Here is a 15,183-nt window from a genome sequence, read left to right on the forward strand (position 1 = left end):
CCCTCCGCGAGGACCGGCCCCGCACGTGTGTCACCGCGTGCGGGGCCGGATTCGTTACAGCGCTCGCTACTCGACGTGCATCGCGGTCTCGCCGAGATCGGTGTCGGCGACGGCCGGTTCCTGGGCGAACAGACCGTCGCCTGTGGAGAAGAGTCCACCGGACCCGGCCGCGCCCTCGCCGAGGTCGGCGTGGGTTTCCGTGCCGAAGGTGCTCGATGCGTCCAGCGAGCTCCACGCGTTGCCGACACCCGTCGCGACACCCTGGAGTCCGGCGGTCAGGTCACCGCCCAGCCCCGCGTCGAACTGGGTACCGAGACCTGCGGTCGCGTCCAGTCCGGAGCCGATCGCGGCACCCGCGTCGGTCACCGCGCCACCGAGTCCGGCGCCCGCATCCGCAGCGGCACCGACGGTTCCCGCGAGGGTGCCGCCGAGGTCGGTTCCGGCGTCGAGCGCCCCGCCGACACCCGCCCCGAGTCCGGCCGTCAGGTCGCTCCCCAGCGTGGCCGCCGTGTCGATGCCGCCGCTCGCGGCGCCTGTGAGCGCGGCGTTCAGGTCGGCCGCGGCGCCCCCGCCTGCGTCGACAGCACCGCCGAGCGCCGCACCGAGGCCACCGGTGAGTCCGGCGCCCGCGTCGACGAGCCCACCGACGCTGCCGGCTGCCTCGCCTGCGGATCCCAGCAGGCCACCCGCGTCGAGTCCGGCGCCGAGGGCACCGCCGATGCCGCCGCCGAGCGCACCCTCGACTCCGCCGCCGAGCACGGCGTCGAGTGACGAGTCGGCCTCTACGCCTGCACCGAGCAGCCCGGACAGGTCGAGTTCGGTGAGTCCGCCTGCGCCGAGTGCGCCGCCGAGCGCAGCGCCGAGATCGGTGGTCAGGGCGGTGTCGAGTCCGAGGGAGCCGCCGAGCGCCGCGCCGAGGGCGCCGCCGAGATCCAGTCCGCCGGACAGTGCGGAGTCCACGGTGCCGCCGAGCTCGCCGCCTGCCCCGAGCGCTCCGCCGAGGACCCCTCCGAGCGCGGCACCGAGGTCCGATCCGACCGACCCACCGGCACCGAGCGCGGTGCCAAGGACCGCTCCGAGGTCGACGCCGCCACCGACGCCGCCTGCCAGGTCGAGGAGACCGCCCGCACCCAGCGCGGCGTCGAGCGCCGTTCCGAGCTCCGCGGTGAGGTCACCGCCGACGCCGAGGGCGCCACCGAGTGCAGTGGCGAGGCCGCCGCCGAGCCCGAGTGCACCACCGAGTTCGCCGCCCAGATCCAGGGCTCCGCCTGCGCTCACCAGGGTGTCGAGGACCCCGCCGAGGGCACCACCCAGGTCGGCTCCGACGGTGCCGCCCGCTCCGAGCGCGCCACCGAGTGCGGTGCTCAGCGCAGCCGTGAGGTCACCGCCGAGACCGCCGGCGAGGTCGAGGGCACCGCCCAGTCCACCCCCGACGCCGAGCGCGGCGTCGAGTGCACCGCCGAGCGCCGCCGACAGGTCGCCGCCGACGCCGAGCGCGCCACCGAGCGCCGCACCGAGGCCGCCTGCGAGGTCGAGTCCGCCGCCGAGCGCGGCGGCGAGGTCGCCACCGATCCCGCCTGCGATGTCGACCGCACCGCCGAGGACGCCACCGAGGGACGTTCCGAGCGTGGCACCGAGGTCGCCGCCGACACCGAACGCGGCACCGAGAATCGCACCGAGGTCGAGTCCGCCACCGACGCCGACGATGCCTCCGAGATCGACGCTGGTGACGGCGCCGAGCGCGGCCCCGAGTGCAGCTCCGAGGTCGGCCGTGAGGTCACCACCGACGCCGAGGGCACCGCCGAGCGTCGCCGCGACGGTGGTGCCGAGATCGAGGGCGGCGTCGAGGTCCAGCGCGCCACCGAGATCCAGCGCGCCACCGAGGTCGAGTCCGCCGCCGACGTTCAGAGCGGCGCCCAGCGCGGCGCCGAGTTCCGCCCCGATCTGCCCACCGATCTGCAGGGCGGCGCCCAGCGCCGCGGCGAGTTCGGCACCGAGATCGAGCCCACCCTCGATGCCGCCGCCGACGCTTCCGCCTGCCGCCGCACCGAGCCCGAGGCCCGCTCCCGCGCCCAACCCGATGCCACCGCCCAACCCGGCACCGAGCCCACCGCCCAGCCCACCGCCGAGGGCCCCACCGAGGGAGCCGCCTGCACCCGCACCCGCGCCGAGGATTCCGGTGAGGGCGGTGCCCGCACCCGCGAACAGGCCGGATTCGGCAACGAGCGGGGCGACTGCGGCGATGTCGGCGTGCGTGACGTCGCCGAGTCCGGCGGCCGCGAGGACGGTGTCGGGGCTGGCGCAGTACGCGGCCCGCGCCTCGTCGTCGCGCAGCAGGCTGAGGATGAAATCGAGCAGCGCGTTGGTGGCCATCTCGGACTCCTGACGTGTCGTGTGGTGCGGCGTTGCTCCACAGGAAAAGGACCCTTCCGAAACTAGGCAGCGCTGCCCTCCCGCCCAACGGGGTCGACTCCCCCATCTGGAACGCCGACCCGGGGGCCGGGGACATAGGGGATCCAGGGGATATGGGGGAAATGCCCCTCAACTGCGGTTATGGGCGCGCAACCGGTAACGGAATCGCTGTCGGGCACGACACTTGTGGCAATGGCGCGGTCCCTGGGGCCGCCCGACGGGGCCCCTCTGCGGCCCCGGGGACACCGGGCTGACGCCCACCGCACTGACACGGGTGTGGACCCCTGACACGCACGTCGCGCACAGGAGGTCGACGCCCCGGAGACGGGAGAAGCAGGATGGCGACAGGGCTCGGACTGACCGTCGGCTCGATGCAGTCGACCGCGGCGCTCGCCGCCGATCCGACCGCGAGCGCGGCCGGCACGGCGCCCGGCGTGCAGACACACACGGTGCGAACGGCCCTCGCCCTGGACGGGTCGAGTGTGTCGCTGCTGCACGAGGGCGAGGCACCGGCCGTCGTGGTCTCGGGTTTCGCACACCGGGTCGGTGACCCGGTCGCACTGATCGCCGACGACGGCAGCTCGCACACCGGTGCGGACCTGGTGGCCGCAACGGTGCGGTGCCTGGTCGACGAGGCACCGCCCGCGGACGCGGTGGCGGTTGCCCATCCGGCGACGTGGACGGGCTACCAGTCGGATGTGCTGTCCGCCGCGCTCGAACGCGCCGGACTCGCGGACGCCGTTCTCCTCACCGAACCGCAGGCCGCCGCCTCGTGGATGCGGCACGCGCACCCGTCGGCGGACGACTCCCCTGTCGTCGTCTACGACCTCGGGGCAGGCTCGCTGGACGTGACCGTGGTCCGCCCGGCCGAGAGTCCGGAGGTCCTCGGCACGCCGCTGCGGTCGGAGGAGTACTCGGGTTCCGCGTTCGATCACATGGTCCTGCAGCACGTTCTGGGTGCCCTGCCGGACGACGCGAGGGGGATCGATCCGTTCGAGCCCGAGACGGCAGCCGCGTTGACGGAGCTGCGCACGCTCTGCCGGATCGCGAAGGAGGCGCTGTCCGCGGACACCGCAACGGTGGTGGGTGTGGACCTGCCCGGAGTCCGCAGCGACGTCCGGCTGGTGCGGGAGGAACTCGAGGACCTGATCCGGGAACCGCTGGCCGATTCGGTGAACCTGGTGCACGAGGCGGTTCGCAGCGCCGGACTGGAGCTGTCCGACATCGGGTCCGTTCTCCTCGTCGGCGGAAGCTCCGCCGTTCCCCTTGTCGCCGAACTGCTTTCGTCCCAGCTGCGGCTTCCGGTGTTCGCGGACGTCGATCCGGCGTCCACTGCCGCGGCGGGCGCCGCGCTGTCGGCTGCCTCGGCCGTCGCGACGGCGACGGCGGACACCGACACGGCCGCGCTCACCGCACTCGGTGCCACGATCGGCGCACCGGCCGCACCCGACGCCACCACCACGGGCATCGCCGCGACCACCGGCAACGGACGCCGAGGCGCCGGCCTGACAACGCCGAAGAAGGCGGCCCTGATCTCCGCCGCAGCCGCGGCGATCGCGGTGCTCGCGGCGGGTGGCCTGTCACTCGGAACCGGCGCCTTCGGGCCCGCGTCCGGATCGAAGTCCGGCGCTGCGACCACGACCTCCCCTGCCACGGCGGGAGTTGCCGGTCCGGGGACGGCGGCGCCGACCACGGCGGGCGCCCCCGGCGACGCGGCCACCACCGGCAGTGCCGGTACCCCGACCGGCGCGGCGAACGTTCCCGCCGGGACACGGTCGGGGTCGTCCGCGACGACGAAAGCGGCTGCGGTCGCCGGAACCACGGGCGCGACACCCGCCGATCCGGCAGCAGCCCAGGCCGGGTCGGCTCCGACCCAGGCGGCGACGGTCGCCCCCGGACCCGCCCCGGAGGCACCCGTCTACACCGCCCCCGCGCCTGCCCCCGCTCCCGGGGGCGGCGGAACCGGCGTCGGCCAGGGCGTCGGCGACGCCGCCGCGGGCGCCGGCGAGGGCCTCGGCAATGTCGTCGGCGGCGTGGGCCAGGGTCTCGGCGGCGTGGTCGGCGGGGTCGGCCAGGGCCTCGGCGGTGTCGTCGGCGGCGTAGGCGGCGTCGTCGGCGGAATCCTCGGCCAGTGAATCCGTCCACCGACATCGGGAGGGAGACCGTCATGCCCACACAGCTCGCGCGCCCGGCGCCCGCCGTGGCATCCTCGCCCGCGGCGCGGGCCCTGCTCGACGGCGTCCGGTCCGGTCACCCTCACGTGCTGATCCGCGGCGCGTCGGGATCCGGTAAGTCGGCACTGTTGGCGCTGGTGCGCGAACGTATTCCGGGCGCGGTCACCTCCGACCCGACCGCGGTCACGGCTCCTGGCGCAGCCGTCGTGGTGGACGACGCGCAGCTGTTGTCGGCGTCGGCGCTCGACGCCCTCACCGAACTCGCGAGGCGCTCCGACACGACCGTCGTGGTCGCCACGGAACCGCGTCCCGGCAACCCGGGTCTGCTGGCACTGGCCTCCGCACTCGACGGCACTCTGACGTTGACGAACCTGACGTCACGGGAGGTCGCTCGGCGCGCGGAAACGATTCTGGGAGCATCGCTTCCGCCCGGGCTTGTCGCACTCGTCCACCGGCTCTCGGCAGGCGTGCCCCGCTGCGTCGACGCCGCCTTGACCGGACTCAAGGACATCCCGTCGCCTGCGGTTGCGGATCGCGCCGTCGCGTCGTCGGTCGCGGCCTGCCACGCCGAGGTAATTGCGGCGATGGACCCGAACATGCTGTGCGCGTTGTCGATCGCGATGGTGGGGAGCGGACTCGACGCGGGCGAACTCTCCCGTGTCCTCACCCTGGGCGAGGACGAGGGCCGCGATCTGGTGGACCGGGTCCGGGGCAGCGGGTTGCTGCTACCCGGGGACGACCTGGTCGCGTCGGCATGCGAACCGCTGCGTTTCGCTGTCGGGACGCAGCGGGTGGCGGGGCTGCACCTCGACACGCTGCGCGTGAAGCTCGAACTCGGCACGCTCGACGTCACCTCCGCCCGCGCGTTCGCGGCAGTCGGGGTAACCGACACCGACCTGGCCGAATACCTCTGCGCCCAAGCTGCTCTCGCGGCCCCGCAACTGGCGACCGCACTGTACGAGGAAGCGGTGTGGGCGGGCGCCGACGCCGACGCCCTCGCCCTGCGGCGTGCCGAAGCTGCCGGCCTCGCCGGAGACCTGGCAACCGCCGCCCGGATTGCCGACACCCTGTTGGAACGTGCGTCGACCACACCCGGTCCCGAACTTGCCGCCGCCGTGCGCATCGCCGCCAGCATCGCGGCGCACCAGGGAATGCTGGTCCGCAGTGCGGACCTGTACGAGTGGCTGGGACCGGACCGGCTCGGCAGCGACCGGCCGATCGCCGAGTCGATCCTCCTCGCGGCGGGCCGCGCCGACGCCGCGGACGCGGCGGCGGCAGGTGGGACGGACGCGCCTCCGACGTCGACGACGGCCGCCGAAGCGCTTCTCGCACAGGGGTTGCGCCAATCCGTCGACGGTCAAACCGCGGTGGCGCTCAACTCGATGACCCGCGCGGTCTCCCTGTCCGCCACCGCCGCGCGCCCTCGGCTGCTCCCCGACACCGGAGCCGCCGTCGCGGCGCTGACCGCGATGCACTGCGGGGAGCTGGACCGCGCCGCCACCGTCCTGGCGAAGGCGACCGACACCGACCCGGACTCCGGAGTCGCGCACAACAGGCATCGCCTCCTGGGGGCATGGGTGTCGATGCTGCACGGCGACCTCGACGCGGCGACCCGTACCGTCGACGCGCTGCCCTCCGTCGCGGCACGTCCCCGGGACGCGCTGTTCGCCGCGGCGCTGCGGGTGGGTGTGGCGCGGCGCGGCGGTGAGATCGGCGCGCTGCACCAGGCATGGGACGCGGCCGGTTCCGTCGTCGCAGAACACTCGGTGGACCTGCTCAGCCTACTGCCGCTCGGTGAACTGTGGCTCGGCGCAGCGCGTCTGGACGCGACCCACCGCGTCGCGCACCTGGTCGACCAGGCCCGCGAGCTGCTCGCGCGGCTCGGGGAGCCAATCCTGTGGGGCACGCCGTTGCACTGGTACGGGGTGCAGGTCGCGATCGCCACCGAGTCGCCCGCCGACCTCGTCCCCCACGCCCACGCTCTCGGCGTCGCCGCCGAGAGCAGCTCGTACGCCGCCGGTCTCGCCCGAGCGGGACGCGCCTGGCTCCGGGTACTGCAGGGCGACACCGATGCCGCAGAAGTGCAGCAGGCCGCCACGGGCCTCGGCGCGATCGGACTGCCGTGGGACGGCGCACGGCTGGCGAGCGAGGCAGCGCTGCGCGTCGGGGACACCGCGACCGCCACCGCACTGCTCCAGGTGGCGCGCGCACTGCGTCCCACCCCCACCGACCGTGACGGCGCCCCCACCCCCACGGTCGGCGCCACGCTGACCGAACGCGAATCCGACGTGGCGCGACTGCTGGTGACCGGTCTGACCTACCGCGACATCGGATCGCGGCTGTTCATCTCGGCGAAGACCGTCGAGCACCACGTCGCCCGGATCCGCCGCCGGCTCGGCGCGCAGTCCCGGGCGGAGATGCTGTCGATGCTGCGCGCGATGAGTCCGGGCGCCTGAAAGACGCCTGCGGCGCTCAGCGTGCGAGCACCACCGACGCCTCCGACGTCAGCGCCGAGAAGGTCAGCGTCTCTTCGAGGAACAGCGTGACCTCGGTGGCGGTGTGGCTGTCGTAGCCGATCGACAGGTCGACGCCGAGGGTCAGCTGGTTGTCGCCGCCGCGGGTCGACAGCACGAAGCCGCCGCGCACCGCAGGCGCCCACACGATCTCGCTGACCAGGTTCTTCAGGTGGTCGAACACCGGATGCCCCTCGTCGCGGGTCTCGCTGACCGCGGTGTACGCGTCCGCGTCGAGGACCAGCGCGTACGGTCCCTCGACACCGGCGAGCCGCAGCGCCGACAGCGCCGACACCACCGCGTCGGGCACGGCCAGCGGATCCTCCGGCAGCTGCAGCACGGGGTTGCTCGACGACGGTCCGAGCCCGAGGATCCCCGCCTCCTGGTAACCGGCGAACACCGCACGGTCCTCCGCGAACGCGATCGCCTTGGCGGCGTCCTTCACCGGCTGCCAGTCCGAGTCGAGCGATCCGCGAGCGACGTCGTCGATCTCGGCGCGGCTCAGCGTGAACGGGAAGCGCAGTTCCACCAGCGGGTGGACCTCACGGAGCTGCGCGCGAATCCTGCTGTCGGACGACGTGATCGGCTTCACGCGCCCCACGTTGTGCGCCGAGTAGGCATAGCCGTGCGGTCCGTCGACATCGACGACGCGGCGGCCCGCGACATGCCGCTTGAAGGTACGCGTCGCCTCCTCTCCGATCTGCTCCCATGCCGCGTCCGTGACCGGCGCGAGCTGACGGTGCAGATTGCTGGACTGGGTCATTGAGCTACTCCTTTGAGGTTGCCGATGTTCAGTGACGTTCCGTACTGCGATGTCAGGTCCTCGGACTCGGGCACGGCTTCGTCGGTGTCCGGTCCGGGATCGGCGAGGGACTCGAGGACGTCGACGCTCGGCACGAAGAACAGGGTGCCGGTCACCGCCGTCGAGAAGTCGAGGATGCGGTCGTGGTTGCCGGGCGGGTCGCCGAGGAACATGTGCCGCAGCATCTCCTCCGTGACGTCCGGCGTCTTCGCGTACCCGATGAAGTAGGTGCCGAACTCGCCTACCTCGATGTCACCGAAAGCCATGTTGCCGCGCAGAATTTCGCGTTCCTCGCCGTTCTCGTCGACGAGCGTGTTCAGCGCGACGTGCGAATTCGACGGCAGTGACTCCAGCTCCACGTTCTCGAGCTTCGTCCGGCCGACCACACGCTCCTGGTCCTCCGTCTTCAAGGCACCCCAGGAATCCATGTCGTGCAGGTACTTCTGCACGATCACGTAGCTGCCGCCGGCGAACTCCGGGTCCTCGTCGCCGATCACCGCGGCGTCCTGTGCGCCCGTCCCGGTGGGGTTCTCCGTTCCGTCGACGAAACCCAGCAGGTCGCGGGCGTCGAAGTAGCGGAAGCCCGTCACCGCGTCGACCACCGTCCCGGCGTCGCCGAGGGCGACACGGATCTGCCGTCCCAGTTCGAAACACAGGTCAGCGCGCGATGCCTTGATGTGGAACAGCACATCGCCGGGTGTCGCGGGCGCACTGTGAACCGGCCCGTCCAGCGGGACGAACGGATGCAGGTCGGCGGGCCTGGTCGACTTGCCGAGCCGATCCCAGAAGTCCGAGCCGACACCGACCACACAGCTCAGGGACGCGGCGAGCTCCCGGAAACCCACGGCCCGGACGAGGCTTCCGACATCCGCCGCGACCTCCGCCACGGTCGTGGCATCGGCCTGTTCGGGACCCGCCGTGACCACGAGGAACAGCGCCGAGACGGTGAGCGGCTCCAGGAGCTCTTGGGCTGCAGGTCTACTCATGGCACTCCAGACGTGTCGGACGGCGCAGGCGTACGGGACGAGCCTACCCAGGCGCGACGACCGACACCCACTCGCCGGACCGCCTCCGGCGATCTCGACACGCACCCGTCCGGGCGGCCGATTAGTGTGGCCCGTCGGCGCCGGAACGCGACGACGTGCGCTCGTCGACCGCCGCGACAGCAACGAAGAACACAGACAGGGGTGTGCGGAATGACGGTCGGTCACGGGATCGGACTGGGCGTCGGCGACACCGACGCGATCGCGATCCTGCAGTCGTCCGACGCGCCGCTGACCGACCGGCCCGTACTCATCCGGCCCGCAACCCTGCAGATCTCCGCGACCGGGGCCCGGCTCGGGGCACCGCGCAACGAACCGGGCGTGATCAGCGGGTTCCTCGGCGCCGTCGGCGACCCCGACGGCATCACCGACGCGGACGGCACCACCTACCTCGCCGAGGACCTCGTCGCGACGGCCACCTCAAGCCTGATCGCCACCGCCGCTCGGCAGTTCCCCGGGTTCCCCGACACCCCCGAACTCGTCACGGTCCACCCCGCCCGCTGGAACGACGACCGGGTCGCTGCGCTGCGCGGCGCACTCGACCGCGGCGGTCTGTCGGCGGTGCGACTGGTGCCCGATGCGGTCGCGTCGGCCGCGTGGCTCGAGGCCACGCACCCGGCGGCAGGCGAGGGCACCGTCGCGGTGTGCGACTTCGGTGCGACCGGCCTGACCGTGTCGTTGGTCGACGCGGACGGTGACGAACCGCGCCTCCTGTCCTCCACTTTCTCCTCGTTCTCCGGTGACGACCGCGGCGCCCCTGCCGTCACCGGTGAGGACGCCACCGAACCCGCGGGCGCAGGGGACTTTCTCGACAGTGCCGTGACGCTGGCCAAGGAGACACTGCTCGCCGACGTCGACGAGCAGGTGACCCTGCGCGGGATCCTGCTCACCGGCGGCGGTGCCGCGATCCCGGCACTGGCGGAACGGGCCGCAGCGACGCTGCCCGCGCCCGTTGTCGTGGCTCCGGATCCGGCGCGAACCGCGGTCCACGGCGCCGCGATCCTCGCCGCAGGCACCGTCGGAGGTACGGCTGCCGCAGCCACCCCCGTCGTGGTCGTCGGCCTGGACGGCACCCTGACGGACCGGCTTCCGGTGATCGAGCCGCCGCGCCGGCCCCTGGCGTTCACGGAGTCGATGTTCGGGAACCCGGTCTCGGCCGCGGCAGGCGGCCCGGCCACCGCGGTACCCGCCGCACCTCCGCGTGACGCCTCGACCCCCAGTCGCCGCGCTCTCGTCGCCGCCGGAATCGCCCTCTTCCTGCTCGTCGTGACGATCGCAGGCGCCGCCGCGGCGACCCGCGGCGACCACGACACCGACACTTCGCCCCCGGACAGCACCACTGCCACCCCCGCGCCACCGGCGGCCACGGCGCCCGCACCTGGTACCGCCGCCGCTCCCACGCCCTCCCGGCCGGCCGACTCGGCGCCACCGCGACCCACCACCACCGGCCGCCCGCCCGCGACCACCGCGGTCGCGCCGCCACCCGTCGTGGCGACCCGTCCGCCTGCCGTGGCCACCACGACGGTGACCACGCAGCCCCACGAGACCACTCACGAACAGGACCCGGGGGGCGAGACGACCACGCCGACCGAGACCACACCGGAAGAGACCACACCGGAAGAGACCACACCGCCGGAGACCACACCGGAGGAGACGACGACCGAGCGTCCCGCCGACACGGAAACCGCGACCGCGACCACCGAGCCCGAGTTGGAGACGCCGGTCGAGTCCGCGCCCCAGCCGGAGCCGCCGGCGCAGTCGGAGCCGGAACCGTCCGAGGCCGGCGAGGTACCCGCCGGTTGGGGCGCAACAAGCACGGAATTCCTGACAAGGAATACTGCCACCAGGAGTTACTGACGCCACATCGAACTTTCCCCTATGGTGGGGCGTCGTCATCCGTTCGAATGCCTCCAGAAGGGTTTTCATGCGTCTGCCGCTGGCGCTTCGCGCCGCCATCCTGGCCTCTGCCACCTTCCTCACGGCCGGCGCACTCGCGCAGGCCGCACCGCGTGAACCCCTGGTGACCGAGAAGCAGGTGACGCAGCTCCCCGCCGAGCTCGTGGAAGCGATTGCACGCGATCTGAAGATGACCCCGCAGCAGTATCTGGAGCGTGCCGAACTCGCGCAGCGCCTCGGCTCCTACGCCGACGAACTGCGTGAGTCCGAGCCCGAGACCTTCGCGGGTTCGTGGATCGCCACCGACGGACGACCGATCGTCGCCGTCACCACCACCGAGGCGGCCCAGCGCGTTTCGGCGGCCGGTTACGGCACCCACATGGCCGCGGTGTCCGAGCGACAGCTCGAGACGGCTCGCGGCCAGCTCAACCAGTGGATCGGCGCACTTCCCAAGGACGTGTCGTCTCAGGTCAACTCGACCTCGATCGACGTCCTGAACAACCAGGTCGTCATCGACGTCGTCAACAGCCCGGTCGGCCGCGCACTGAATCTCCCGACGCTGCTCGCGCAGCTCAAGGTGATCGTCTCCCCCGGAGGCGGCGGTCCCGTCGACCCGAGGCCCCAGGGCGGCGACACCTACGTCACCACTGCGACGCCGCTGAGCCCCGAGACTCCCGCCGAGACGATCGGCCTGTGCTCGTTCGGCTTCAACGCGGTCGGCGCCGACGGCGACGCGTACAACCTCAGTGCCGGTCACTGCGACCCCGCCCAGGACGGGGCAGGTGTCCCCAGCGACTCCCCCGTCTACCTGCCCAACCCCGTCGACATCGGTCGCAGCACCCAGATCGGCGCCTTCGAGCACTCCGAGATGGGTGAGGACGCGGGCGGCCTGGACTACTCGGTGATCCGGCTGAACAAGGCGGGCGTCGACGCCGGCCTCGACCAGCCGACCGTCCGCGGCGCGAACGGCACCACCGTCACCGTCACGGGCACCGCACGCCCGGTCGTGGGGGCCCCGATCTGCAAGTCCGGTCAGACCTCCGCCTTCACCTGCGGGGTCGTGCTCGCCGACGCCGTCGACGTGCCCCTGGACATGGCGAACGGCACCACCCGCCTCGTGCGCGGCTTCGCCGGGTCCACCTGCACGCTCAGCGGCGACAGTGGCGGCGCGATCCTCACCGGCACGCGCGCACTCGGCATCTCCTCCGGGTCCAACGCGAGCGGCGCCCCGAACTGCAACGAGGCGAACATGGTCCTCGCCCTGGACGGCGGCACCGCCAGCATCGGCATCCCCGTCGAGAGCATCGTCGACCGCGCGAACGCCACGCTCGGTCACGATCTCCGGGTTCGCACCCAGGCCGCACCCGCCTGATCGCACGGTCCTGACGACGGCCGCACCGGGCACACCGGTGCGGCCGTCGTCGTCTGGCGCACCGACCGAACGGGACATCCCCGGCAATATCCCGACGCTGCCCTGGTCGAATGCGGGAGTCGGTGTCTTCTCGCCGCGTCAGGCCATATAGTCATGTGAACTCGACCCGGACCCGCGGCGCCCGGTGGTCTTCGCATGTCCTGCGACTCCCACCGCCCGCTGGTCCCCGAACGGGAAGGTCCCCATGCGCAGCACTCGCGCGCGCCGCGCCGCGATGATCGGTTCGGCCGCCCTGCTCCTGCTCGCTCCCGCATTCGCCCATGCCGAGCCCGCGACTGCACCGGCCGACAGCCCGGCGAGCGCACTGCCGGAAGACCTCGTCGCCGCGGTGCAGCGCGACCTCGGTCTCACCGCGGACGAGTACCTCGCCAAGGCCGAGGCGGGACAGAAGCTGGTGGCGTTCGCCCGCGACATGCGCGACCGGTTCCCGGACGTCTTCGCCGGCGCCTGGCTCGACCAGTCCGGAAAGCCATTGGTCGGCGTGGCCCCGGGCCAGGACGCCGATGCCGCCCGTGAGGCCGCTCGCGACGCCGGCTACACCGTCAAGGATCTGCCGCGCAGCGAGCGGACCCTCGAGCACCAGCTCGCGAAGGCGGAGGACTGGATCGCCGCGCTCCCGCAGCCGCTGTCCGGGCTCGTCGGCGGTGCCGCGGTCGACGTCGTCAACAACCACCTCGTGCTCCGCGTCTCCGACACCGTCGAGCTCGGCGGATTCCAGGTGCCTGACTTCCTGCAGGGTGCGGTCGTGGCACTGCAGCCCGCACTCGGATCCGTGGCGCCCCCGGTCGTCGACAACGGCGGCGCCCCCGCCGACGCCATGTTCGGTGGCGATTCCTACGCAGCCGAGAACGCCGAAGGCGCGTTCCGCTGCTCGCTCGGCTTCAACGGCACCGACGGCTCGGGTTCCACGGTGAACATCTCGGCCGGCCACTGCGACCCCAACCACGGCGCACCCGGCGTCACCGACGTGTTCCAGATGCCGTCCAACGGCGTGTTCGGTCCGCACATCGGCACCTTCGCCAAGTCCAGCCTCGACGGCCTGGACTTCTCGATCATCGACATCGACGATGCGGTGGCCTACCGGTTCCAGAACAACCTGGTCCGTGTCCCCGGCAAGTCTCCGCTCCGGATCACCGGCACCGCGGATCCCGTCGTCGGTGCGCCGGTCTGCAAGTCGGGACTGACCACCGGGTTCACCTGCGGCACCATCAACGCGGTCAACCAGTCCGTCGCCGTCGGGCCGCGGGTTCTGCGTGGCGGCTTCTCCGCCAACATCTGCGCCCTCCAGGGCGACAGCGGCGGCACCATCGTCACCGGCGACCGCGCCCTCGGCATCTCCAGCGCGTCGAACGTCGCCGACATGCAGTTCTGCGAGGTCGCAGCGGTCGTGACGACGATCGTCGGAGAGAGCCCGCAGCTGTTCGCGTCGCCGATCAACTCGATCCTCGCCGCCAATCCGGGCCTGAAGGTTCGCACCAGCTAGAGACGTTGCACCTCTGTGCGCGGGTCTCCCACCGGGAGACCCGCGCACCGTCGTTTCCGGTCCCGCCGCAGGTGACGACACCACGCAGCGGTCCGTGACGGTAGAATGCGCCGAAGTTGTTGCTGCCAAATCTCTTTCGTACCAACAACAACCTGGACGAACCGGCTGGAACGCAGCCGGCAGTTCGCCGGCCGCCCGCGTCGGCGTCGGCACAGAGACAAGGAAGTGCAATGGAAGCGCTGCTCCCCGTCCTCATGGACATCCTGGGTTACATCTTCACGATCGCGACGAACGTGGGCGGTGCCGGACTGTCCTGAGCACCACCGCGACGAGGCCGGAGCGCACCCGCGTTCCGGCCTCGTCTGCAATGCGGGAACGCCACCGAGACGCGAGCTGCCCGTCACCTCCGCGAGGTGACGGGCAGCTCGGTTGTCTGTGTCGGGACGGGCTACTTGGCGGCGTAAACCGTGGTTCCGGGCTCGGCGAGCAGGGTCTGGCCGAGGCCGATGCCCGCCGCGATCAGCGTGGGTCCGCCGACGACGATGGTGCCGATGACGCCACCGATTCCCGCACCGGCAGGGACCGACACGAGGCCGGCCGGACCACCGAGGAAACCGAGGCCGCCGAGGACGGCACCGACGACGGTGCCGATGAGTCCGCCCGAGGCCGTGGCGATCGCGAGCTGCGAGCTGAAGGTCTGCTGCGCCTTGAGGTTCTCGTCGGGGGACGCAATGTCCTTGACCGCGAGGCCGGCGCCGTTGATCGGCTGGGCGGTGACGTCACCGCTGACGGGCTCGGCTTTGCCGAGGTCGAAGACGGGCGTCAGGGTGACGGTCTTGCCGTCGGCGCTGATCTCCTGCTCGACGGGGAACTGGAGGGTGTTGAGCTGGAAGGCGAGCGGGAGGCTGACGACGGCGTTGCCGTTACCGTCCTGCAACTCGATGCTGTGGCCGTCGCCGGACACCTTGAAGGCGCCCGCGTCGATGGTGGTGACGACGGAGTTGCCGTCGATGTTCGAGCTCCAGTCGATCGTCTCGGGCGCGGGATTCGCGTGCGAGGTTCCAGCCCCGACTCCCAGCGCGGCGATCGCGAGCAGCGACCCGACAGTCAGCTTCGTCATCTTCATACGCTCGATCCCCTCCGGATGGCCTCGCATGCGCGAGAAAAGACACAGCAACATGGGAACACTAAACGTGATTCCCGCTCGAAACAACGACTACGCAGCCTAAGTTAGGAGACCCTCAGAACCTAGCAAAGTTACTGGTCAGTTGTCTAAGTTAGGCTCACCTGCGCTTAACGCCCGCTACACGTGCCTTTACCGTGAGTGCGAACATCTGCGTACATCGGGCCGAAAACCCGACCCACGCAGCGTCGACATGAGTTGAATCAATAGCTACCGGCGGGTAACTTACGGTGACCACACAGCTG

The 15,183-nt window shown here is 71.9% G+C and carries 9 protein-coding genes; 5 read left to right on the forward strand and 4 right to left on the reverse strand.

Translation table 11 applies throughout. From position 1 onward, the window contains the following. Positions 1–66 precede the first annotated feature (66 nt). Entirely contained in the window at positions 67–2,373 is a 2,307-nt protein-coding gene (locus ACFSJG_RS24745) for an IniB N-terminal domain-containing protein (protein WP_378487867.1), read from the reverse strand. A 377-nt stretch (positions 2,374–2,750) separates the two neighbouring features. Here ACFSJG_RS24745 and ACFSJG_RS24750 point away from each other — a divergent pair, with 377 nt between their 5' ends. Both ACFSJG_RS24750 and ACFSJG_RS24755 read left to right on the forward strand, forming a co-directional pair. Next, positions 2,751–4,547 carry an Hsp70 family protein gene (locus ACFSJG_RS24750; protein ID WP_378487868.1) on the forward strand — a complete coding sequence of 599 codons (1,797 nt, stop codon included), beginning with the start codon at positions 2,751–2,753 and terminating at the stop codon, positions 4,545–4,547. Positions 4,548–4,579: 32 nt separating this feature from the next. Then, the gene (locus ACFSJG_RS24755) at positions 4,580–7,042 is read left to right on the forward strand and encodes a LuxR C-terminal-related transcriptional regulator (RefSeq protein WP_378487869.1); all 2,463 of its coding nucleotides are present in this window, start codon (positions 4,580–4,582) and stop codon (positions 7,040–7,042) included. A 16-nt stretch (positions 7,043–7,058) separates the two neighbouring features. On the opposite strand, the gene ACFSJG_RS24760 is transcribed toward ACFSJG_RS24755, so the two are convergent. Both ACFSJG_RS24760 and ACFSJG_RS24765 read right to left on the reverse strand, forming a co-directional pair. Further along, positions 7,059–7,862 (reverse strand): family 1 encapsulin nanocompartment shell protein, encoded by an 804-nt coding sequence (locus ACFSJG_RS24760; RefSeq protein WP_378487870.1) that lies wholly within the window; start codon positions 7,860–7,862, stop codon positions 7,059–7,061. Further along, entirely contained in the window at positions 7,859–8,887 is a 1,029-nt protein-coding gene (locus tag ACFSJG_RS24765; protein WP_378487871.1) for a Dyp-type peroxidase, read from the reverse strand. The genes ACFSJG_RS24760 and ACFSJG_RS24765 overlap by 4 nt, the downstream gene beginning before the upstream one ends. 210 nt (positions 8,888–9,097) lie before the next feature. Between ACFSJG_RS24765 and ACFSJG_RS24770 the strand changes: the two genes are divergently transcribed. The 3 genes from ACFSJG_RS24770 to ACFSJG_RS24780 all read left to right on the forward strand — a co-directional run bounded on the left by ACFSJG_RS24770 (position 9,098) and on the right by ACFSJG_RS24780 (position 13,755). Beyond that, positions 9,098–10,801: a hypothetical protein gene (locus tag ACFSJG_RS24770; RefSeq protein ID WP_378487872.1), complete on the forward strand. Its 1,704-nt coding sequence runs from the start codon at positions 9,098–9,100 to the stop codon at positions 10,799–10,801. Between the two features lie 67 nt (positions 10,802–10,868). Continuing rightward, positions 10,869–12,212 (forward strand): S1 family peptidase, encoded by a 1,344-nt coding sequence (locus tag ACFSJG_RS24775; protein ID WP_378487873.1) that lies wholly within the window; start codon positions 10,869–10,871, stop codon positions 12,210–12,212. Positions 12,213–12,456: 244 nt separating this feature from the next. Further along, positions 12,457–13,755: a S1 family peptidase gene (locus tag ACFSJG_RS24780; RefSeq protein ID WP_378487874.1), complete on the forward strand. Its 1,299-nt coding sequence runs from the start codon at positions 12,457–12,459 to the stop codon at positions 13,753–13,755. A 448-nt stretch (positions 13,756–14,203) separates the two neighbouring features. Here the strand turns inward: ACFSJG_RS24780 and ACFSJG_RS24785 are convergent, their stop codons facing one another. Next, positions 14,204–14,881, reverse strand: coding sequence for a DUF8020 domain-containing protein (locus tag ACFSJG_RS24785; protein ID WP_378487875.1), 678 nt, complete (start codon positions 14,879–14,881; stop codon positions 14,204–14,206). Between the last annotated feature and the right edge of the window lie 302 nt (positions 14,882–15,183).

The organism is Rhodococcus gannanensis (assembly GCF_042681175.1).
Taxonomy (GTDB): Bacteria; Actinomycetota; Actinomycetes; order Mycobacteriales; family Mycobacteriaceae; genus Rhodococcus_G; species Rhodococcus_G gannanensis.

What these genes read in the sequence shown, in the direction of transcription:
- ACFSJG_RS24745 (WP_378487867.1), bottom strand. Translation starts at nt 2,373, where the DNA reads ATGGCCACCAACGCGCTGCTCGATTTCATCCTCAGCCTGCTGCGCGAC.
- ACFSJG_RS24750 (WP_378487868.1), top strand. Translation starts at nt 2,751, where the DNA reads ATGGCGACAGGGCTCGGACTGACCGTCGGCTCGATGCAGTCGACCGCG.
- ACFSJG_RS24755 (WP_378487869.1), top strand. Translation starts at nt 4,580, where the DNA reads ATGCCCACACAGCTCGCGCGCCCGGCGCCCGCCGTGGCATCCTCGCCC.
- ACFSJG_RS24760 (WP_378487870.1), bottom strand. Translation starts at nt 7,862, where the DNA reads ATGACCCAGTCCAGCAATCTGCACCGTCAGCTCGCGCCGGTCACGGAC.
- ACFSJG_RS24765 (WP_378487871.1), bottom strand. Translation starts at nt 8,887, where the DNA reads ATGAGTAGACCTGCAGCCCAAGAGCTCCTGGAGCCGCTCACCGTCTCG.
- ACFSJG_RS24770 (WP_378487872.1), top strand. Translation starts at nt 9,098, where the DNA reads ATGACGGTCGGTCACGGGATCGGACTGGGCGTCGGCGACACCGACGCG.
- ACFSJG_RS24775 (WP_378487873.1), top strand. Translation starts at nt 10,869, where the DNA reads ATGCGTCTGCCGCTGGCGCTTCGCGCCGCCATCCTGGCCTCTGCCACC.
- ACFSJG_RS24780 (WP_378487874.1), top strand. Translation starts at nt 12,457, where the DNA reads ATGCGCAGCACTCGCGCGCGCCGCGCCGCGATGATCGGTTCGGCCGCC.
- ACFSJG_RS24785 (WP_378487875.1), bottom strand. Translation starts at nt 14,881, where the DNA reads ATGAAGATGACGAAGCTGACTGTCGGGTCGCTGCTCGCGATCGCCGCG.